Genomic DNA, 19,912 nt, shown 5'->3' on the forward strand with positions numbered 1-19,912 from the left:
TACATGGGGGCAGTTATGTTCGCGTATGTGTTCCAGTGAATAGAACAGAATCTGTGGAACGGGGGTAGGGAACGAGGGTAGTCCAGACATTCTTGCTTTTGAGTATGTGGTTTAGTGTTCCAAAACCCGGAACGAGGGTGCGGAGTGTGATGCGCTACTTCTACAGTCAGATGTGACAGCTGATAAACCCAGCCCCGGAGGAGGCCACCATGAGCGTAAAACTTATTGCGCTGTCCCACAGCCCGCTGCTCGGCATCAACGAGCCAAAACCAGAGGTGAACGAGGCGCTGCAAGACGCATTCGCAAAAGCCCGCAAAGCCGCGGAAGAATATGACCCAGATCTGGTCATCGTCTTCACGCCGGACCACTTCAACGGGTTCTTCTACACCCTGATGCCCCCGTTCTGTGTAGGCCTACAAGCAGAATCGATGGGTGACTACCTCACTACGCCTGGCCCATTCGACGTGCCCGAGTCAGCCGCAGAAGAGCTCGCGCAATTCGTTATCGACCAGGACGTCGACATGGCAATCTCCCGCCAGATGGTTCTCGACCACGGCGGCGCACAGCCTGTCGAGCTGCTCTTCGGCTCCCTGACCGCCAAGCCAGTCATCCCGATCTTCGTCAACGGAGTCGCCCGACCGTTCACCGCGATGCAGCGCATCCGTGTGATGGGGGAGGCCGTCGGCAAGTGGGCGAAGGCCCAGGACAAGAAGGTGCTGATGGTTGCCTCCGGTGGCCTGTCCCACGACCCGCCGCTTCCACGCTGGGCATCCGCAACCGACGCACAGAAGCACTTCATGCTCCACGGCCACCCGGACCAGGCCGACCGCGACGCTCGTGAAGCTCGCGTCATCGCCGCCGGCAAAGAAGGTGCCGCAAACGCAGGAATCATCGACATCAACCCAGAGTGGGACGAAAAGTTCATGGCGGACTGCATCTCCGGCGAATCGACGCGATTCGACGCCTACGACGCCGACACCATGGACGACGAAGCCGGTCACTCCTCGCACGAGGTGCGTACCTGGGTTGCGGCGTTTTCCGCGCTGACCGCCGCCAACGGTGGAGTCAACGCCGAGTTCACGTTCTACCGCCCAATCCCAGAGTTCGTCGCAGGCTTCGGCCTGGTCATCGCATCATAGGAGAGACAGATAGATGAGTAGCCGTGAGGACTCCCTGCGTACCATCGCAAACGACCTGCTCGCCGCGTACCCGTCCTGCGAGCCGATCGCGCCACCGCGCACCGTCGTCGCCGACCTTGATATCGCCGACGCCTACGCAATCCAACAGATCCAGGAAAAAGACTTCGTTGCCCGCGGACACAAAGTTATCGGGCGCAAGGTTGGTCTGACCTCACTCGCAATGCAGCAGCAGCTGGGGGTCGATAGCCCAGACTTCGGGTTTTTTACCGACGCCGACCTCTACGAAGCCGGCACCGACATTGCAGTCGACCGCTTCATCTCCCCGAAGGTCGAACCGGAACTCGCGTTCGTGCTCGGGAAGGACCTTGAACCGGGCGCGACACTCGAAGAGGCCCGCAAGGCTGTCAAGTCCGCGCACCTTGCCGTCGAAATCATCGACTCACGAGTCCGTGACTGGGACATCCGCCTTGTCGACACCATCGCCGACAACGCTTCGTTCGGCGCCATCGTGTGGGACCCGACCCCGCTCGATCTCGACCTGGAGGAAGCTGCAACAGTCCACGCGACGATGACGCTCGACGGCGAAGTTGTCGGAGAGGGCGTCGGCAAGGATGTGATGGGCGACCCGCTGCTCCCGCTGCCGTGGCTCGCAGGCATTCTCGACGAGCAAGGCACCGCCCTGCGCGCCGGTGACATCGTGCTTACCGGTAGCTTCTGCGGCGCAGTCGCTTTCAAAGCAGGCCAACACCTCGCAGTATCCTACGGCCCATACGGGGCCATCGACGTCCGGTTTAAATAGGTTTGGAGCACCACAATGCAAAAGAAAATGACAGCAGCCATCGTCGGATCGGGCAACATCGGCTCCGACCTGATGATGAAGCTTTTGAACAACGAATCCAACATTGATCTGCGCTACATGGTCGGCGTCGATCCAGAATCGGAAGGCCTCAAGCGTGCGCGCGAAAACGGCATCGCGGCCTCCCACGAAGGCGTCGACTGGCTCCTGCAACAGGATCCGCTTCCAGACCTCGTCTTTGAAGCAACCTCGGCGGGCGCACACGCGGCAAACGCACCGCGCTACCGCGAAGCAGGCATCCGCGCCATCGACCTCACCCCGGCAGCCGTCGGCCCATTCTTCTGCCCATCGGTCAACCTGGATGAGCTCGAAACCGTCGACAATGTGAACATGATTACCTGTGGCGGTCAGGCCACCACCCCGATTGTCGCGGCAGTATCCCGCATCGTAGACGTCGAATACGCGGAGATCGTTGCGTCGATCTCCTCGAAGTCCGCGGGTCCTGGCACCCGCGCTAACGTCGACGAGTTCCTCGAAACCACTGCCGCCGCCCTCGAACAACTCGCTGGCGCGAAACACGCAAAAGCCATCATCATCCTCAACCCCGTCGAGCCACCAATGATGATGCGCAACACTGTCTACTGTGCCCTTCCTCCAGAAGCCGCGGCTCCTGGCGAACTGCAAGACCAGATCGCCGCGTCCATCAAAGAAATGGCAGCGAAGGTGCAGCAGTACGTACCGGGCTACCGCCTCACCGCGGATCCACAGTTCGAAGAAGCCCGCGACGACTGGAACGGACTCGGTCGTGTTTCCGTCCTCATCGAAGTAGAAGGGGCAGGCGACTTCTTGCCGGACTACGCCGGCAACCTCGACATCATCACATCGGCAGCAATTGCCACCGCAAACAAGTACGCCGAGCTCGTGTCGGCGCAGAAGCAAGGAGCATAGTATGAACACGGTTGCGAGCGATGTCATCGATGGCATCCCGACACACAAAATCCGCCTCAACGACACGACCCTGCGTGACGGATCCCACGCCGTACGCCACCAGTACACCAAAGACCAGGTGAAAAAGATCGCCCGCGCGCTTGACGACGCCGGCGTCGAAATGATCGAGGTCACTCACGGCGACGGGCTTGGCGGGTCTTCCTTCAACTACGGCTTCTCCCACACCCGCGACATCGAACTCATCGAAGCCGCAGTCGAAGAAGTCAAGAATGCGAAGATTGCCGCACTGATGCTTCCAGGCCTGGGTACCGTAAAGGACCTCAAAGAAGCAAAGAGTGCGGGCGCATCCATCGTGCGCGTTGCCACTCACTGCACCGAGGCAGATATTTCGATCCAGCACTTCCAGGCAGCACGGGAGCTTGGTTTTGAGACCGGTGGCTTCCTGATGCTTTCACACCGCATCCCACCAGCAGAGCTTGCGAAGCAGGCCCGCATCATGGTCGATGCCGGCTGTCAGTGCGTCTTCGTGGTCGACTCCGCCGGCTACCTAGTGATGAACCAGGCCGCGGACCGCGTCAAGGCAGTCGTTGAAGAGATTGGCGACGACGCACAGGTCGGCTTCCACGGACACCAGAACCTCGGTTTCGGGGTTGCAAACTCGTTGCTCGCTGTAGTCAATGGTGCTCGCCAAATTGACGGCACCCTGTATGGGCTTGGTGCTGGCGCCGGTAACGCACCGATCGAGGTGTTAGCCACGGTGTTCAACCGCACCGGCATTGACATCGGCAATGTTGATCAAGCCAAGCTTCGTGACGCCGCTGAAGACATCCTGAAGCCAATGGTCGAGCGTCTCCCAATGATGGACCGCGGCTCCATCGTCCAGGGTGAGTTTGGCGTTTACAACTCCTTCTTGCTCCACGCGCAGCGCGCCGCGGAACGCTATGGTGTGCCTGCAGCGACCATCCTGGAAGAAGTCGGTCGCCGTGGTTACGTCGGTGGTCAGGAAGACATGATTATCGACGTCGCAATCGACCTGGCAAAGCAGAAGTAGCGAAGTAGAGCGCGTATGCGGGTTTATCCCGCGTGCTTCGCTCTCCACGCACGAGTCCCGGATCCACAAATCTTTTTGAGGACCGGGATTACTGTTTTGGGCTGAAAGTCTTCTGCGGGAAAGGAAACGCTCATCGCGGCAATCGGTACGCCCTCGGTGCCGAAAATCGGGCAGGCGACGCAGCATAGACCTTCCGAAATTTCCTCAAGGTCGTAGGCGATACCTTCATCGCGGATCTTTTTCAACGTTTCACGCAGCTCATCCGGGTCTGAGATCGTGTGCGGAGTCCATGGTGCGAGCCCCTCACGGATGATGCGCTCGGTAAGCGTTTCGTCGTACGCCATAATTGCTTTGCCAATGCCAGTCGCGTAAGCGGGAATGAGGCCGCCAATGCGCGACGGCGCTGTCACACCACGGACGGAAAAGAGCTTGTTCGCGTAACGAACGTTCGTCCCTTCAATATGTCCAAGGTGGGCGGTGTGTCGAGTGCGCTCAAAAAGCGCTGCCAAAAATGGTGTGAGCAACTCTGATACCTGCGCGGTTTGCTCGGAATACACCTCCGGTGTTGACGCCATTCCGAGCGCCGGGTTGAGCCGATAGAGCTCGTTCGCTTTGAGGACGGCATCATTTTCCACCAGCTTGTTAAGAAGGCGGTGCGTCGTCGACTTTGGAAGATCGACGCGCCGGGCTAACTCTGAAACGCCAACCCCGTTGACGTCCTCGCTCTTGAACGCTTTCAGAATGCCGAACGCCTTGTCGATGGAGTTTGGTTTTGCGTCTTGAACCATAGGATCAGTGTAACCGGATAGTGTCTATCGTGTGCCACGGACTGGAACACTCCGGCGTGTGTGTGGGTTCGTCGCTATGTTGGCTGTATGACTGAAATTTCCATTCCTGATTACAAGACTGACGAATTCTTCGGGCTCGAGGACAAGTGGCTGGAGACGGCACCCGGCGAGCTCACTCACTACCACGATCTCGGCGAGGGTGAACCAGTACTGTTCCTCCACGGCTCCGGCACGGGCGTGACTGCAGCCGCGAACTGGTGGCTGAACCTTCCGACCATCTCCGAGAACGCACGATGCATCGCGATCGACTCCATTGGTTACGGCCAGACCGCCGTAGCTGAGGGCACCAAGTACGGTATCCGCGAGTGGGTTGAGCACGCCATCCGTGTGCTGGATGCCCTGGGAATTGAAAAGACCTGGATTGTTGGTAACTCGCTCGGTGGCTGGGTTGGCTTCCAGATGATCATCGACCACCCGGAGCGTGTGAAGGGCATCATCTCCATGGGCACCGGTGGGGCGAAGTTGACCGGCGCGCTGAAGGGTCATTCGAACCCGAAGCTGACCGAAGAAGGTATCCGCAACACGCTCGAGCAGTTCGTGGTGGATAAGTCGCTGATCACCGATGAGCTCGTGTCGCTGCGCTACCAGTCCGCGCTGAACGATACGGCGTCTGATCGCCTACAGGAGGTTGTGCAGGCGCGTGACCGTGACCGTACCGAGCTTCCACTCGACTTCGACGTGCTGTCGAAGGTCGAGATCCCGGTTCTGCTAGTGCACGGCATGCAAGACGTCGTGATTACGCCGCAGCGCACGTGGGACCTGGTGAACACAATTCCGTCCGCTGACGCTCACCTTTTCGCACAGTGTGGCCACTGGTCGCAGGTTGAGAAGGCTGATGAGTTCAATGAGGTCATCGTGAACTGGATGAAGCGTCAGTTCTAGTCAGCAGCTTTTCGACGCCCACTTCGGCCCCGTCGTGGTGGGCGTTTTGCTATGTGTACAACATTTTCATCGCACCAGGTCGGTGGACTGGGTTTGGGGCGGAGTAGCCGCGTGGTGAGTGCCAGAGCGGTTGCGCGTCCACAATTTCGATGCGACCTCGGCGTGCTCGTTGGGGGTCGTCGTCGTTGACGCGATTGTGGTAGCGGCACAATGGCGACAGGTTGTTGATGTTCGTTTCCCCGCCGTGTTGCCATGCAGTGATGTGGTGGATTTCGCAGGCGTCGGCTGCATGGCGGCATCCAGGCACTGGGCAGCCGGGGGTAACGGCGCGGGCCAGAGCGCGCTGCTTGTCATTTGCGAGGCGTTGTGTCCGGTAGAGGTTGACTGCCCCGTGCTGTGGGTGGAAGACGGCGGCTTCGAGCTCGTTCTCGGTGGTGGCGACGTGGCTGTTTAGGTATTCGGCGCCTGTCATGGTGGTGCCATCGGTCAGGGTGAGGGTGGTCTCGTCGCCGTGGCCGCGCTGTATTTGGATCCACTGGGGGAGTGGAATGAGCAAGAGAGGTCGGGGGACTGCGTGGGGGACGGAACGGCCGTCGCCACGTATGATGTCGAGGAATCTGCGCAGCATGAGTTTCGTGGGTGGCGTCTTGGGGTCCATGTCTTGGGTGAGGGCGTGTTCAAGGTCGGCGAGGTCGCGCTCGTTGGTGGTGAGCGTCATGGTGCGGCGCCCATTGCGGGAAGGCGAAAATGTGAGGCGGTCGTTTTGGTGCTTGGTGTTGTTCGGAAGAAGTGCTTTTGCTCGTTCGCTGAGCTTTTTGTATGTGCCCTTGGTATCGAGGAGTACGAGGCGCAGTTTGGTGCGTGTTCGCGCGGACTTGATGGGGCGTAAGCGCCGTTCGATCATAGCGAGTTGGTCGAGTGAGAAGCCGTAGCGTCGAGCCTTTTCGGTAGCGAGTCGCTGTTTTTGTCGGGATTTTGTGGGCCCGAAGTAGATGTCGTGGAGCTGGCGCCAGGCGCGGGCTCGTGTTGGATCGACGCCTGCTTCGATGGCGGCTTCGTAATCGAAGCCGTCCAGTACGTCGAGTGCCTGCGTGGACATGGATTCTAGGAATGTCTTGAAGTTCATAACCTGAACATATGTGGTTGCAGAACGCCTGGGAAAGGCTTTTCACGCTACCTGTGGATAACTTCTTCTTGTGTGGCGTTTTCTGAAGTGCCCTGTGGATAACGTATGACTTGCATGCGAACGCTAATGAAAATAATGTTCATTAGGTGAAATTTTCTGTCATCAAGATTCTGCGAGCGCTCGCCGCGACATTACTGCTCCTTTCCATGTCGACGCCTGCTTTCGCGGCGGAATGCCACCCGACACTGCACCCGATGGTGAAAGACGACCGCACTGTTCCGGCCGAGTGGCGCGATCCCGCAGAACTCGTTTTTGGGCTGGGTGATGCAGCAAAGCAGCAGCTCTCCAATCCAGTTGGGCCAATTCCGGCCGGTACCGCGTGGATGATCGGTGCAACTCAGCAAGCCGGTGTGCCATGGCTTGGAGCGAATACGCAGCATCCGTCGCTGCTTGAGCACACTTCTGGGGATGTGGCCTGGGAGATTACAAATTTTGATGGACCCGGTGCCATGTTTGTGTTCACACAGGGTGGGCTCGGTCAGGTCGTGGGCGAGGAGTGGTTCCGTGGCGTGGATGGGCAGGCGCAGGGCAGCCATACCATTCCTGCGAATTCACATGTGCATCCAAACTGGATGTTCAGTGCTCCGGGGACTTACACGGTGACAGTTCGTCAAAGCGCGACGACGAGTAATGGCGAGCCGGTGAGCGGGGAGGCGACGCTCACCTTTGACATTGGCGGCGCCGGTAACGCGAACGATGGTCACTTCGACTTTGGCTCCGTCTTTGACGAGGAGGGCGAGTGCGCGCAGCCAGTGGCGGCGAGCAACGCGAATCCAGCGCCTGATCAGGGAGAGACTCAGTTGCAATCACAAGATCACCAGCAGCAGGATGTTGCTCCCGCGCAACGCGGTGGGGCCCTTGCAGAAACGGGTACGACAGTGATGACGCTGCCGGTGGCTGTGCTCGGCTTGGGCGTGTTTGTCTTTGGTGCGGGTTGGTTGTGTTTGGATGCGTCGTTGCGCCGTCGTGTCGCCGCAGCGTGGGGTTTCGGTGGCCACCGGTGATCCAGTTTTTTCAACGAGCCGCTGTGCTGATGTGCGTGGCGCTGCTCGGGGCGTGTAGCGCACCGGAAGGGCAGTCGGTGGGAGAGGGGAAGGCGTCGGTGGTGGCGTCGACACCTATTTTGGCGGATGCGGTTCAAAACGTTGCAGGTGATGTGGCTGATGTGCACACGCTGATGGCGCGTGGGGTTGATCCGCACAGCTACGAACCGAGCTTGCATGCCACACGCGACATCGCGTATGCGGATGCCATTTTTACCAACGGACTGTTGTTGGAGCCACAGTCTTTAACGAATACGATTGCGGCGACCGTGCGTGACACGACTCCGGTCGTGGCACTTGCGCAGGAGGCGCAACGGTACGGGTTTGCGCCGATTCCGCTTGTGGAGGACGCGAGCCTAGATGCGGTGTGGCTCGGGTTGCGGGTGGATACGGGCCAACAGCTCCCGACGACGGGAGTCGCGGACTTACACCTTGTAGATGTTGACGGTCCCGGTGCCACTTTCGCGTTCATCCTGGGAACCTTCGGCACCCCGGAGGTGGTGTTCAACTCTCACGACGGGCTGGATAGCCGTGACGTAAAGACCCTGCCGGTTGACGCGCATACTCACTTGAGCTGGGCATTTTCCAAGCCAGGCGTGTACAAGCTGACGTTTGAATCGCATATTCGCGATGCCGTCGGTGCACCTGAGCGCGCAAGTGTGGAGTCGACGGTGACGGTCGTTGTGGGGCAGGATCCCGCGCGGGTAACGCCGGGGTTGCACGCGGTGGAGAAGGGGCACGTCGACATTACAACAGAGCTTGATGGGCAAGGTGCGGCTCACCTCGTGCTCAACTCGGATGACGATGGCCGCATGGATCCAGTGAACGTAGCCGTCACAGTGCCGAATACAACCCTGCAGCCGATCCCTCCGGAGCGCCCCTTCCGATTCCTCGGTACGCCGGGGGAGGAAACCTACCTGCTCCCGCAGGCGGTACTGGGCAATCATGTGCATGGTGAGCTGGACCCGCATGTGTGGCACGACGTTCGGGCGATGAAAGCGATCGTTCAGGTAATCCGTGACGAGTTGGCTGCGGTGGATCCGCACCACGCGGAAATCTACCAGGCAAACGCCCGCGACTACCTGCAAAAACTGGACGCAGCGGATGAAATGATGCACGAGTCTGTCTCCGCGGTTCCGGAGGAACAACGCAACCTGGTGACTACACACCATGGATACGCCTACCTCGCGCGGGCATATGGAATGCGAGTTGCAGGTTTTGTCACGCCAAACCCCAGCGTGGAGCCGAGCCCGCGTGATGTCATCGCGTTCACCCGCACACTGGAGAATCTGCACGTGCCCGCGGTCTTCCTGGAACCACAGTTGGCGGGGCGCAGCACAGTGCTGACAGAAACCGCCGCCCAGCTTGGCATAGAGGTATGCCCAATCTGGGGCGACACATTGGATCCTCCGGGGTCTGGGCCAGCCGATACCTATATACACCTTGTGGAGGCGAATGCTGCGTCGATACGCAGGTGCCTCGGACGAAATGAGAAATGAGCGAACAATGAAACTTCGAATTACCCCACTGATGGTTGCTGCGATGATCGTGGCAACTCCTGCGATCGCGAATGCGCAGGCCGCCAACAACGATCCTGCGTTACAACAGGTGGTCAGCGCAGATGAGGCGATTGCGCCAGCCGGTGAGCACACAGTTATTGACGCCGGTCACGTCGATCTAGGCGCGACATTCAACGGGGATACCCTTGAATTTCTCGCTCGCGACGACACACAGCAACCGCCCGTATGGCGTCACCTCGACGACGTGGTGTTCCGCGTGACCGATGCCGCGAAGCAAACCCTCCCCGACGGCGACGACTTCGCCTTCACCGGCGCAAAGCCAGGTGCGGACGTCTGGGTGATCCCACAGACTGAGGTTGCCGGGGTGCCGTGGCTGGGGTGGAACACGCAGGCCGCGAGCCTGCTCGAACACTCCGGAAACGGCGTGAGCCTGGAGTTCGGCGGACACGAAGGGCCAGGCGAGTTCTCCCTGTTCCTGCAACCGGGCGGGTTCCACGCACCACAGTTGCTGTGGACGACTACTGAGCCGGGTGTGCAGCCAATGTGGGTGGAGCCGAACACGCATACCCACGCCAATTGGGTCTTCACCGAGCCGGGAGTGCACCTGGTCGGGGTGCGAGCAGTGGTGAAGGATGACGCTGGCACCGTTCACACGGACGAGCAGTTGGTGCGCGTGGCTGTAGGCGACGGGACGGACGTAGCGGCGGCGCAGTCCGCGCAGTTCAACGGGCCGTGGCGCGAGGGTGCTGCGACGGAAGAACAGGCAGATAGCCAGAGCACGCTGAATGCGGGGCTGATCGCTGGTGGGGTGATCGGCGTGTTGGTGCTCGCGCTGGTGGCGCTTCTAGTGGCGCGTTCTCGGAAGGAGCGTCGCGCGTGAGCACGCAACCGCTTATAGAAGTGCGAGGCTTGCGCGCCGGGTACCCGGGTCGCCCGGTGTTTGAGGGAGTTGATCTTTTTGTGCCTGCCGGGCAGTTCGTCGCGCTGCTCGGTCCGAACGGGGCGGGGAAGACCACGCTGATGCGTGCAACGCTCGGCCTGATTCCCGGCGCAGCCGGAACGGTGCGGGTAGGGGAGTGTACGGGCCACGCGGTGCGCAAAGTGGTGGGGTACGTCCCGCAGCGTCACGACGTCGCCTGGGATTTCCCGATCGATGTCGCGTCCGCTGTCATGAACGCCACGCTTGACCTGCGCCCGTGGTACGCGCGGCCTAAGGCGGAGCACCACGAAGCTGTGGCGGAAGCACTCGAAGCTGTGAACCTCCAAGACCTGGCACACCGGCCGATCGCGGCGCTTTCCGGAGGGCAGCGCCAACGCGTATTGGTGGCGCGCGCCCTGGTGCGTCGTCCAGGCGCGCTGTTCCTCGACGAGCCGTTCACCGGCCTCGATATCCCGTCTACTGAGCAGCTGCTAGCGCTGTTTCGTCAGCTGGCTTCCCGCGGAATCGCGATCGTGATGTCCACGCACAACATCGTGGAGGCTGTTGACTCCTGTGATCGCCTCCTGCTGTTCCGCGGTGGCATCGTCGCGGACGGGGCTCCCGCTGATCTTGACGACGCCCGCCCCTGGATGGACACGTTCGGCGTCGGCCCGGATTCGCCATGGCTGGCGGCGCTGCAAACACATGTGAAAGAGGTATCCCGTGCTTGAGATCGGGTTTCTGCAATTCTTGGCTGACGTGGCCAACCCGCACCTGGCGTTCTTGCCGCGCGCGTTGATGGCGGCAGTGTTGGCGTCCGTGTTGTGCGCGGTCGTTGGGTGTTTTGTGGTGCTGCGCGGTATGGCGTTTATCGGGGATGCGGTGGCACACGCCGTGTTTCCGGGTGTTGCGTTGGCGTTCGCGCTGCAGGTGTCGGTGCTGCTCGGTGGGGCCGTTGCCGGGTTGATCGTGGCGGTGTTGATTGCAGTGCTGTCGCAACGGCGTGCGCTGAAAGAGGACGCGGTGATTGGCATTGTGTTTGCGGCCGCGTTCGCGCTTGGCTTGGTGATTATTTCGCGCGTTGAGGGCTACACAGCGTCGCTGAGTTCGTTCTTGTTTGGTTCGCTGACAGGTGTGAGTGAGCGCGACCTTATAGTCAGTGCTGCGACGTGCGCTGTCATTGTGTCGCTGGTGGTGGTGTTACGGCCGTGGCTGACCGCGGTGGCGCTCGACCGAGAGACGGCGCGCGCGATGAACGTGCGCGTCGCGCTCCTGGACTTGGTGTTGTACCTGTGTGTGACGGCCGCGGTGGTGGTTTCGGTGCAGACGATCGGCAACATTCTGGTGTTGGCACTGTTGGTTACCCCGGCGTCCGCCGCGCGACTGTTTACAGACAACCTGGAGACCATGATGATCCTCGCCGCGCTGATTGGCGTGGTAGGCAGCGTGGTTGGTGTATGGCTGGCGTGGTCGTTTGACTCGCCGACCGGCGCAACGATTGTACTGTGTGTGACTGCCATCTTCGGTGCGAGTTGGCTCTTCGCTAGGAAAGGGGTGCGGGCATGATCCGCAGACTCATCCTTGTGGTTGCGCTGATCGCGTTTACTGTCACCCCGGCGCACGCGACCACGCCTGCCGGGCATCAACCCGGTGACCCGGGGCATGGCGTCGTCCTCCCGGAGGACCTTGACCACCCCTGTGCCGGGCGTAAGTTGCTCTACCACTCCCACAATGACGCGCTGTACGGCACCCGGTTCGACGGCCAGCTGTCCATTGGTGCGGTTGACGGTCAGCAGGTCACCGACCAGCGCGACGTCTGCTTCCGTCTGCCTCTCGACGCTGACGCCGACGGCAATGACGTCTCCCGCCTCACCATCCCGGATGATGGTTCCCTCGATTTTTTGGGCGCTCCGGGCAGTCAGGTGTGGCTCGCGCCCCAGCACGCGGATTTCACCGATGATTGGCGCCCCATCTGGTCCGGCATCGGTGCATTTGACCCGGCGCACGAGCTGCCGGGTGCTGTGCCAAGCAACTTCAAAGACGACATGATGTACTTCGACCTGCTGGGCATCGATGGTCCGGGTGATGTGCAGATCTTCTTTAAGAACGCCGCCTCGCCGGCCGAGCGCCTCTTCAATAGCGCTGACGAACAGATGCGCACCGTCGAGTATGAGGTTGGCGCGCACGGCCATTTCAACTGGACGTTTACGAAGCCCGGCGTTTATAAGCTGCGTTGGCAGGGTCGCGCCGAGCTGACCAACGGTGAGACCGAGTACACCGGCTGGACCGACCAGTACTGGCTGGTTGGCGCCGACGCGGACGTCGGTTTGCCGGAGGGCACCACGACGGGACTTCGCACCCCCGCACTATCGACGCCCACTCCGTCACCGACGCAACCGCCAACACCAACACCAACAGCACCAGTGACAACCGCGGCACCGGCACCGGCACCCGCACCCACTGCGAAGCACTGCGACGCGCTGCGCACCCGCCCGGAGGCGTTCATCGCGAACGGGCATATGGACATGGGGCCCGTCGATACGGGGGAGGCCGCGCTCATCGACGACCGCGACCCCAACAACCCCGCGCGACACTCCAGCGGCACCTTCCTCTTCGAGGTTCCCGACCGCGCGCGCCAGGACATCCCTGCGACGCTGCGCGACACGTTCCCCACCCGCCCCGAGCGCATGTGGGTGTTGCCGCAGTCGCAGAAGGCGGACCTGCCGTGGCTCGGGTTCTCGACAACCCACCACCCAGCCCCCGCCACCGTCCGCATTACTGCTGTCGCCGGACCCGGCCGCATGTACACCTGGCACGAGGGTCTGCAGGGCGCGAAGCTCGAGCTGGACTCCGGCGACAAGTCTCGCACGCTGAGCTACCCGGCGAACGCCCATGACCACCAGGCATTCGGTTTCACCGAGCCTGGACTTTACGCCGTGACTTTCGCGTTTGACTCTGCGGAGCTCGTTGCGGTCTTCGCGGTCGGCGACGCCGCCATCGCGACGGCCCGCGAACAGCACGCGAGCGGGTATCGTGAGCTGGACTCGTGCGGCTCCAATGCAGCGACCAGCGATACGTGGATGGGCGCATTGGCGAAGGGGATCCGCTCAATCGACGAGGAGTTGAGCAAGTTTGGCCAGAAGCTACGGCCAGCAGCAACGACTGCGCCGTCAAAGCCAGCGCCACCGCGCACTGTCATAAGTACTGTGCGCGCGACGGAAGCGAAGGCCACGACCAAGCAGGCATCACCAAAGCAGACGACGGCGCAGAAACCGGCGCAGAAGTCCACAACAACGTCGGCACCAAAGCGGCAGGCGGTAAAGCCGACGGGGGCGAAGCCGACGTCGACAAGAAGAGCGATCCCGGACGCTCCGATACAGGCTGGTGGCGGTGGCATCGTCTCATCTTTCGACCAGGGAGCAGTGCAGAAGGAACCCGCGACGGGCGTGACTGCCAGCGGTTTCTGGGGCGGGCTCATCCTCGGTGTTGGCTTGATGGCGCTGCTGGGAGGCATTGCGTTGTTCGTGGTGGCGGCGCGGATGTTGCGCGGAGTTGCGCGCACGCAAGAAGACGTGTAGGGTTCCACAACGAAGTTTGAACGGGTAATACCCGAGCTCAAGTTTCACCGAAGACCGTCGGTCGCCCTTCGGGGCCGAAGGTACCCCTCTCCAGGGGTCGACCCACGCAGGAGGAACGTGGCCTACCTTTCTAATGGTGCCTCGTGCTTCTGCACGGGGCACTTTTTGTGTTCCGGGCGGATTGAAGGACATGAAGTTATTGGAAGGAGGCGTGTGTAATGGCAAATCCGAAGAATGAGCGCGAGCTTGCTGTGTTGAAGGAGAAGTTTGACGCTGCTAGCTCCATCGTGCTGACGGAGTACCGTGGCCTGACCGTTGGTCAGCTGCAGACTCTTCGTGGCGATCTCGGCTTCGATGTCGAATACCACGTCGCCAAGAACACCCTCATCAAGATCGCTGCGAACGAGCACGGCATCGAGGGTCTCGACGAGCTTCTGACCGGCCCGACCGCTATCGCTTTCATTAAGGGCGAGGCTGTCGACGCTGCTAAGGTTATGAAGAAGTTCTCCAAGGATCACGACGCGTTCGTGATCAAGGGTGGCTACATGGATGGCGCTGCCATCGACGCCGCTCAGGTTGATGCCATCGCTGAGATGGACAACCGCGAGACCACGCTTGCAAAGCTCGCTGGCGCATTCCAGGGTTCTTTGGCAAAGGCTGCTGGGCTGTTCGAGGCTCCGGCATCCAAGACGGCTCGCCTTGTCGCTGCGCTGCAGGACAAGCAGAACGACGCCGCATAACACACTTACAAACTTGGGCTAACCGCCCACCAATAGAAAGGAAGCCACCATGGCTAAGCTGTCTAAGGACGAGCTCATTGAGCAGTTCAAGGAAATGACCCTCATCGAGCTTTCCGAGTTCCTGAAGGAATTCGAGGAGGTCTTCGACGTTACCGCTGCTGCACCAGTTGCTGTTGCTGCTGCTCCGGGCGCTGCTGGCGGCGACGCTGCTGCTGCAGAGGAGAAGGACGAGTTCGACGTTGTTCTCGAGGACGCTGGCGCCAAGAAGATCGGTGTCATCAAGGTTGTCCGCGAGCTCGTTCCGGGCCTGGGCCTGAAGGACGCCAAGGAAATGGTCGAGGGTGCTCCAAAGGCTATCCTCGAGGGCGCAAACAAGGACGATGCAGAGGCTGCAAAGGCCAAGCTGGAAGAGGCTGGCGCAAAGGTTACCCTCAAGTAATCTCGCAGGCTGCATAGCTTTTCGACGATCACCCCGTCGCCACGTACTGTGGCTGGCGGGGTGTTTCGCGTTGTGTGCTAAGATTTCGCACCATGCTGCCCAAATCCAGGATCATTGCTTCGTTGTTGGCGGGCCTCGGTATTGCGTTGTTGGTTGGCGGTCTGCTGGCCCCGCGTGTGCTGAACTCGGGCGCGAAGCTACCGCTGGACCTTGGGGCGGTAACGCTGACAATGGCCGATCCTGACGGCACCCGCGAGGGCGAGCCGTCCCCGGTGGTGCACCAGCTGCACATGGAGTTGCAGAATCCGGCGGGCAAGGACTCTGCCAGCGTGCGCGTGGGGGACACGTTGCGTGCGGGGGACGCGGGTACGGACTTTGAAAACCTTGTCGGCGCGAGCACGTGGACGTATACCTTGAACCGTGACACCGGTGAGGCGCAGGGACCGGCAAAGGTCCAGCTTGTGATGGCGATGCCGGCCGTCGATGTCCCGGTGGAGGGGTCGTGGCTGAAGTTGCCATCGCCGGTGAAGCAGGAGACGTACCAGGTGTTCGACCCGGTGTTGCGTGGGGCTGCTCCCGCGGAGTTCGTCGCAGAGGAATCGGTTGCTGGGCGCACGGTGCTGCGGTTCCGGCAGGTCATTGCGCCAACGAACGTGGCGCAGCGGTACGCGGATATGCGAAACACGTTGACCGTCGAAGGGGAAGAAGGTGAGCCGGTCCGCACGTTCTATACGCATAGCGCGCAGCGCGAGTTGTTGGTTGATCAGATCACCGGCGTGGTCGTGGGGATGCAGGAGCGCGTCAACGACTATTATGCTGACGTGGACGGCAATGAGGTCCAGGGCATTGTTTCCTACGACGCCGCGATGGACGAGCAGCAGACGGCCGAGCTCATCTCGCTTCTCGACGGCGCCTACGGACCTTCCACGCAGCAAGCCTTCACGTGGAGCGTGCTCGGTTTGGGTGGTGCGCTGACCTTGATTGGTCTGGTTGGCGTGTTGTGGCCGCGTCGGCGTTAGCGTCGCGCCTGCGTTTAGTGCTAAGCTTCCCCGCGACGGCATTGAATCGGGGGATTGTTGCTGCCCTTTACAACATTGGGTGCATTGTGTAAACTCATTCGGTGCACTGGAAGCCGTCTCCAGTCCGCTATGTCAACCTTGCTTTGTTGGCGTCGAGAATTTTCGAAGCGCTGACTTGACAAGGTGATTTTGCTGTCTCTGGGGGCGGGTATTCCGAAGCAGACCGAATGCTAATCTACCCAGCGGAAACGCCGATTTTTACAGAGCCAGAGTAGAGATCGGCGTCCGCCTTAGGTGCTGGAAGGACCCAACTTGGCAGTCTCAAACCAGACCATGTCAATGGCTGAAATTCCCGGGGCTCCCGAACGTTATTCGTTCGCGAAGATCGCAGAGCCGATCGCTGTCCCGGGTCTTCTTGATGTACAGCTTGAATCTTTCGCGTGGCTTGTTGGTACGCAGGAGTGGCGTGAGCGTGAGCAGGAAGCTCGCGGCGCCGACGCGCGTATCACGAGTGGCTTGGAGGACATTCTCGAAGAGATTTCTCCAATCCAGGACTACTCGGGCAACATGAGCCTGACGCTGTCCGAGCCGCGCTTCGAAGATGTCAAGGACACGATCGACGAGTGTAAAGAAAAAGATATTAACTACTCCGCGCCGTTGTATGTGACGGCGGAGTTCATCAACAATGAAACCCAGGAGATTAAGTCTCAGACGGTGTTCATTGGTGATTTCCCGCTGATGACGGACAAGGGCACCTTCATCGTCAACGGCACTGAGCGTGTTGTTGTTTCGCAGTTGGTGCGTTCGCCGGGCGTGTACTTCGACGAGACGATTGATAAGTCGACGGAGCGGTCGCTGCACGCGGTGAAGGTGATCCCTTCGCGCGGTGCGTGGTTGGAGTTTGACGTCGATAAGCGTGACACGGTTGGTGTGCGTATTGACCGTAAGCGTCGTCAGCCAGTGACGGTGCTGCTGAAGGCGCTTGGTTGGACGACGGAGCAGATCACGGAGCGCTTCGGCTTCTCCGAGATCATGATGTCCACCCTCGAGAACGACGGCGTGGCGAACACCGACGAGGCGCTGCTGGAGATTTACCGCAAGCAGCGCCCGGGCGAGCAGCCGACGCGCGACCTCGCGCAGTCCCTGCTGGAGAACTCGTTCTTCAAGGCGAAGCGCTACGACCTGGCACGAGTTGGCCGTTACAAGATCAACCGCAAGCTCGGTCTTGGCGGCGACCACGACGGCCTGATGACGCTGACCGAGGAAGACATCGCGACGACCCTCGAGTACCTGGTGCGTCTGCACGCGGGTGAGCACGAGATGACTTCCCCGGAGGGCGAGGTTATCTCGATCAACACGGACGACATTGACCACTTTGGTAACCGTCGTCTACGCACGGTGGGCGAGCTCATCCAGAACCAGGTTCGCGTTGGTCTGTCCCGCATGGAGCGCGTTGTGCGCGAGCGCATGACGACGCAGGACGCGGAGTCCATCACCCCGACCTCGCTGATTAACGTCCGCCCGGTTTCCGCGGCGATCCGCGAGTTCTTCGGCACCTCGCAGCTGTCGCAGTTCATGGACCAGAACAACTCTCTGTCTGGTCTGACGCACAAGCGTCGTCTGTCGGCGCTGGGCCCTGGTGGTCTGTCGCGTGAGCGCGCCGGCATTGAAGTCCGAGACGTGCACCCGTCGCACTACGGCCGCATGTGCCCGATTGAGACGCCGGAAGGCCCGAACATTGGTCTGATCGGTGCGTTGGCTTCCTACGCACGCGTCAACGCGTTCGGCTTCATTGAGACGCCGTACCAGAAGGTCGAAGACGGCAAGCTGACTGATACGGTCCACTACCTGACCGCGGACGAAGAGGACCGCTACGCAATTGCGCAGGCGGCCACCCCGATGGATAAGGACGGCAACCTAACTGGTGAGCGTATTGAGGTCCGCCTGAAGGACGGCGACATCGGCGTCGTTGGCCCGAAGGGCGTGGATTACCTCGACATTTCCCCACGCCAGATGGTGTCCGTGGCAACGGCAATGATTCCGTTCCTCGAGCACGATGACGCGAACCGTGCCCTCATGGGTGCGAACATGCAGAAGCAGGCTGTGCCGCTGCTGCGTTCTGAGGCCGCGTACGTGGCCACCGGCATGGAGCAGCGCGCTGCGTACGATGCTGGTGACACGATTATTTCGGCGAAGGCTGGCGTCGTCACGAATGTGACAGGTGACTTCATCACCGTCATGGACGACGAAGGCATCCAGGACACGTACATGCTGCGCACGTTCGAGCGCACGAACCAGGGCACCTGCTACAACCAGGTTCCGATCGTTGACCACGGTCAGCGTGTTGAGGCTGGCCAGGTGCTGGCTGACGGTCCTGGTACCAAGAACGGTGAGATGGCGCTCGGCCGCAACCTCCTGGTTGCGTTCATGCCGTGGGAAGGCCACAACTACGAGGACGCGATCATCCTGAACCAGCGCGTGGTTGAGGACGACATTCTGACCTCCGTGCACATCGAAGAGCACGAGATCGACGCCCGCGACACCAAGCTGGGTGCAGAGGAAATTACTCGCGAGATCCCGAACGTGTCCGAGGACGTGCTGAAGGACCTCGACGAGCGTGGCATTATCCGCATCGGTGCGGACGTGCGTGACGGCGACATCCTGGTCGGTAAGGTCACCCCGAAGGGTGAGACCGAGCTGACTCCGGAGGAGCGTCTGCTGCGCGCCATCTTCGGCGAGAAGGCCCGCGAGGTCCGCGACACCTCTCTGAAGGTGCCGCACGGTGAGACCGGTAAGGTCATCGCGGTTCGTCGCTTCTCCCGCGAGGACGACGACGATCTGTCCCCAGGCGTCAACGAGATGATTCGCGTCTATGTTGCGCAGAAGCGCAAGATCCAGGACGGCGACAAGATGGCTGGCCGCCACGGCAACAAGGGTGTCGTGGGCAAGATTCTGCCGCAGGAAGACATGCCGTTCATGGAGGATGGCACCCCGGTGGACATCATTCTGAACACCCACGGTGTGCCGCGTCGTATGAACATTGGCCAGGTGCTTGAGGTACACCTCGGCTGGTTGGCGAAGGCTGGTTGGACGGTCAACCCGGACGATCCTGCGAACGCTAAGCTGCTCGAGACGCTGCCTGAGCATCTGTACGACGTCCCGCCGGAGTCGCTCACCGCGACCCCAGTGTTTGACGGCGCGACGAACGAGGAGATCGCTGGTCTGCTGGCGAATTCCAAGCCGAACCGCGACGGTGACGTCATGGTCGATGAGAACGGCAAGACCACGCTGTTCGACGGCCGCTCCGGCGAGCCATTCAAGTACCCGATTTCCGTCGGCTACATGTACATGCTCAAGCTGCACCACCTGGTTGACGAGAAGATTCACGCTCGCTCCACTGGTCCGTACTCCATGATTACCCAGCAGCCGCTCGGCGGTAAGGCCCAGTTCGGTGGCCAGCGCTTCGGTGAGATGGAGGTGTGGGCGATGCAGGCATACGGTGCCGCCTACACGCTGCAGGAACTGTTGACGATTAAGTCGGATGACGTGGTTGGCCGCGTGAAGGTGTACGAGGCCATTGTGAAGGGCGAGAACATCCCTGACCCGGGTATTCCGGAGTCGTTCAAGGTGTTGCTCAAGGAGCTGCAGTCGCTGTGCCTGAACGTTGAAGTCCTTTCGACGGACGGCACCCCGATGGAGCTCGACGGCGATGATGACGACTTTGATCAGGCCGGTTCCTCCCTTGGCATCAACCTGTCACGTGACGAGGGCTCCGCGGCGGACACCGCCTAAGCCAGGAACGAA

The 19,912-nt window shown here is 60.8% G+C and carries 17 protein-coding genes; 15 read left to right on the top strand and 2 right to left on the bottom strand.

Going from position 1 to position 19,912, the window contains the following annotated elements; all coding sequences use genetic code 11:
• Window positions 1-209 precede the first annotated feature (209 nt).
• Genes KBX13_RS02485 through dmpG form a run of 4 tightly spaced genes read left to right on the top strand, consistent with a single transcriptional unit; the run spans window position 210 to window position 3,934 of the window.
• On the top strand, window positions 210-1,139 hold the full coding sequence (locus KBX13_RS02485; RefSeq protein WP_070363133.1) for a 3-carboxyethylcatechol 2,3-dioxygenase: 930 nt from the start codon (window positions 210-212) through the stop codon (window positions 1,137-1,139).
• A gap of 13 nt (window positions 1,140-1,152) precedes the next feature.
• Window positions 1,153-1,938: a 2-keto-4-pentenoate hydratase gene (locus KBX13_RS02490; RefSeq protein WP_070975776.1), complete on the top strand. Its 786-nt coding sequence runs from the start codon at window positions 1,153-1,155 to the stop codon at window positions 1,936-1,938.
• 15 nt (window positions 1,939-1,953) lie between these two features.
• A complete protein-coding gene (locus KBX13_RS02495; protein WP_070363131.1) occupies window positions 1,954-2,883 on the top strand; it encodes an acetaldehyde dehydrogenase (acetylating) in 930 nt (309 codons plus the stop codon).
• 1 nt (window position 2,884) lies between these two features.
• On the top strand, window positions 2,885-3,934 hold the full coding sequence (gene dmpG / locus KBX13_RS02500; RefSeq protein ID WP_070477510.1) for a 4-hydroxy-2-oxovalerate aldolase: 1,050 nt from the start codon (window positions 2,885-2,887) through the stop codon (window positions 3,932-3,934).
• A gap of 23 nt (window positions 3,935-3,957) precedes the next feature.
• On the opposite strand, the gene KBX13_RS02505 is transcribed toward dmpG, so the two are convergent.
• A complete protein-coding gene (locus tag KBX13_RS02505; protein ID WP_256020577.1) occupies window positions 3,958-4,722 on the bottom strand; it encodes an IclR family transcriptional regulator in 765 nt (254 codons plus the stop codon).
• Window positions 4,723-4,809: 87 nt separating this feature from the next.
• Here KBX13_RS02505 and KBX13_RS02510 point away from each other — a divergent pair, with 87 nt between their 5' ends.
• Complete coding sequence (locus KBX13_RS02510; RefSeq protein WP_256020579.1) at window positions 4,810-5,664, top strand: alpha/beta fold hydrolase; 855 nt, start codon at window positions 4,810-4,812, stop codon at window positions 5,662-5,664.
• 49 nt (window positions 5,665-5,713) lie between these two features.
• Here the strand turns inward: KBX13_RS02510 and KBX13_RS02515 are convergent, their stop codons facing one another.
• A complete protein-coding gene (locus tag KBX13_RS02515; protein WP_256020580.1) occupies window positions 5,714-6,790 on the bottom strand; it encodes an HNH endonuclease signature motif containing protein in 1,077 nt (358 codons plus the stop codon).
• 146 nt (window positions 6,791-6,936) lie between these two features.
• Here KBX13_RS02515 and KBX13_RS02520 point away from each other — a divergent pair, with 146 nt between their 5' ends.
• From KBX13_RS02520 to KBX13_RS02565, 10 genes are all read left to right on the top strand, one after another.
• A complete protein-coding gene (locus tag KBX13_RS02520; RefSeq protein ID WP_256000487.1) occupies window positions 6,937-7,854 on the top strand; it encodes a TIGR03773 family transporter-associated surface protein in 918 nt (305 codons plus the stop codon).
• A complete protein-coding gene (locus KBX13_RS02525; protein ID WP_256020582.1) occupies window positions 7,851-9,392 on the top strand; it encodes an anchored repeat ABC transporter, substrate-binding protein in 1,542 nt (513 codons plus the stop codon). Before KBX13_RS02520 ends, KBX13_RS02525 begins: the two co-directional genes overlap by 4 nt.
• 7 nt (window positions 9,393-9,399) lie before the next feature.
• Entirely contained in the window at window positions 9,400-10,293 is an 894-nt protein-coding gene (locus tag KBX13_RS02530; protein ID WP_256020584.1) for a choice-of-anchor M domain-containing protein, read from the top strand.
• On the top strand, window positions 10,290-11,063 hold the full coding sequence (locus KBX13_RS02535; RefSeq protein WP_256020585.1) for an anchored repeat-type ABC transporter ATP-binding subunit: 774 nt from the start codon (window positions 10,290-10,292) through the stop codon (window positions 11,061-11,063). The genes KBX13_RS02530 and KBX13_RS02535 overlap by 4 nt, the downstream gene beginning before the upstream one ends.
• Window positions 11,056-11,898, top strand: coding sequence for an anchored repeat-type ABC transporter permease subunit (locus tag KBX13_RS02540; RefSeq protein ID WP_256020587.1), 843 nt, complete (start codon window positions 11,056-11,058; stop codon window positions 11,896-11,898). Before KBX13_RS02535 ends, KBX13_RS02540 begins: the two co-directional genes overlap by 8 nt.
• A complete protein-coding gene (locus KBX13_RS02545) occupies window positions 11,895-13,910 on the top strand; it encodes a choice-of-anchor M domain-containing protein (protein ID WP_256020589.1) in 2,016 nt (671 codons plus the stop codon). The genes KBX13_RS02540 and KBX13_RS02545 overlap by 4 nt, the downstream gene beginning before the upstream one ends.
• A 218-nt stretch (window positions 13,911-14,128) precedes the next feature.
• The gene (gene rplJ, locus KBX13_RS02550) at window positions 14,129-14,650 is read left to right on the top strand and encodes a 50S ribosomal protein L10 (protein WP_070363122.1); all 522 of its coding nucleotides are present in this window, start codon (window positions 14,129-14,131) and stop codon (window positions 14,648-14,650) included.
• A gap of 49 nt (window positions 14,651-14,699) precedes the next feature.
• Window positions 14,700-15,089 (top strand): 50S ribosomal protein L7/L12, encoded by a 390-nt coding sequence (gene rplL, locus KBX13_RS02555; protein ID WP_070363121.1) that lies wholly within the window; start codon window positions 14,700-14,702, stop codon window positions 15,087-15,089.
• Window positions 15,090-15,181: 92 nt separating this feature from the next.
• Complete coding sequence (locus tag KBX13_RS02560; protein WP_256020590.1) at window positions 15,182-16,108, top strand: DUF3068 domain-containing protein; 927 nt, start codon at window positions 15,182-15,184, stop codon at window positions 16,106-16,108.
• 294 nt (window positions 16,109-16,402) lie between these two features.
• Window positions 16,403-19,900, top strand: coding sequence for a DNA-directed RNA polymerase subunit beta (locus KBX13_RS02565; RefSeq protein WP_256020593.1), 3,498 nt, complete (start codon window positions 16,403-16,405; stop codon window positions 19,898-19,900).
• Window positions 19,901-19,912 lie beyond the last annotated feature (12 nt).

The organism is Corynebacterium sp. CCUG 51687 (assembly GCF_024453995.1).
In the GTDB taxonomy this organism is placed as follows: Bacteria; Actinomycetota; Actinomycetes; order Mycobacteriales; family Mycobacteriaceae; genus Corynebacterium; species Corynebacterium pseudogenitalium.

Bases quoted from the DNA above. Each gene is read 5' to 3' on its own strand.
- dmpG (WP_070477510.1), top strand. From the start codon at position 2,885: ATGAACACGGTTGCGAGCGATGTCATCGATGGCATCCCGACACACAAA.
- rplL (WP_070363121.1), top strand. From the start codon at position 14,700: ATGGCTAAGCTGTCTAAGGACGAGCTCATTGAGCAGTTCAAGGAAATG.
- KBX13_RS02510 (WP_256020579.1), top strand. From the start codon at position 4,810: ATGACTGAAATTTCCATTCCTGATTACAAGACTGACGAATTCTTCGGG.
- KBX13_RS02485 (WP_070363133.1), top strand. From the start codon at position 210: ATGAGCGTAAAACTTATTGCGCTGTCCCACAGCCCGCTGCTCGGCATC.
- KBX13_RS02560 (WP_256020590.1), top strand. From the start codon at position 15,182: ATGCTGCCCAAATCCAGGATCATTGCTTCGTTGTTGGCGGGCCTCGGT.
- KBX13_RS02495 (WP_070363131.1), top strand. From the start codon at position 1,954: ATGCAAAAGAAAATGACAGCAGCCATCGTCGGATCGGGCAACATCGGC.
- KBX13_RS02515 (WP_256020580.1), bottom strand. From the start codon at position 6,790: ATGAACTTCAAGACATTCCTAGAATCCATGTCCACGCAGGCACTCGAC.
- KBX13_RS02530 (WP_256020584.1), top strand. From the start codon at position 9,400: ATGAAACTTCGAATTACCCCACTGATGGTTGCTGCGATGATCGTGGCA.
- KBX13_RS02545 (WP_256020589.1), top strand. From the start codon at position 11,895: ATGATCCGCAGACTCATCCTTGTGGTTGCGCTGATCGCGTTTACTGTC.
- KBX13_RS02505 (WP_256020577.1), bottom strand. From the start codon at position 4,722: ATGGTTCAAGACGCAAAACCAAACTCCATCGACAAGGCGTTCGGCATT.
- rplJ (WP_070363122.1), top strand. From the start codon at position 14,129: ATGGCAAATCCGAAGAATGAGCGCGAGCTTGCTGTGTTGAAGGAGAAG.
- KBX13_RS02490 (WP_070975776.1), top strand. From the start codon at position 1,153: ATGAGTAGCCGTGAGGACTCCCTGCGTACCATCGCAAACGACCTGCTC.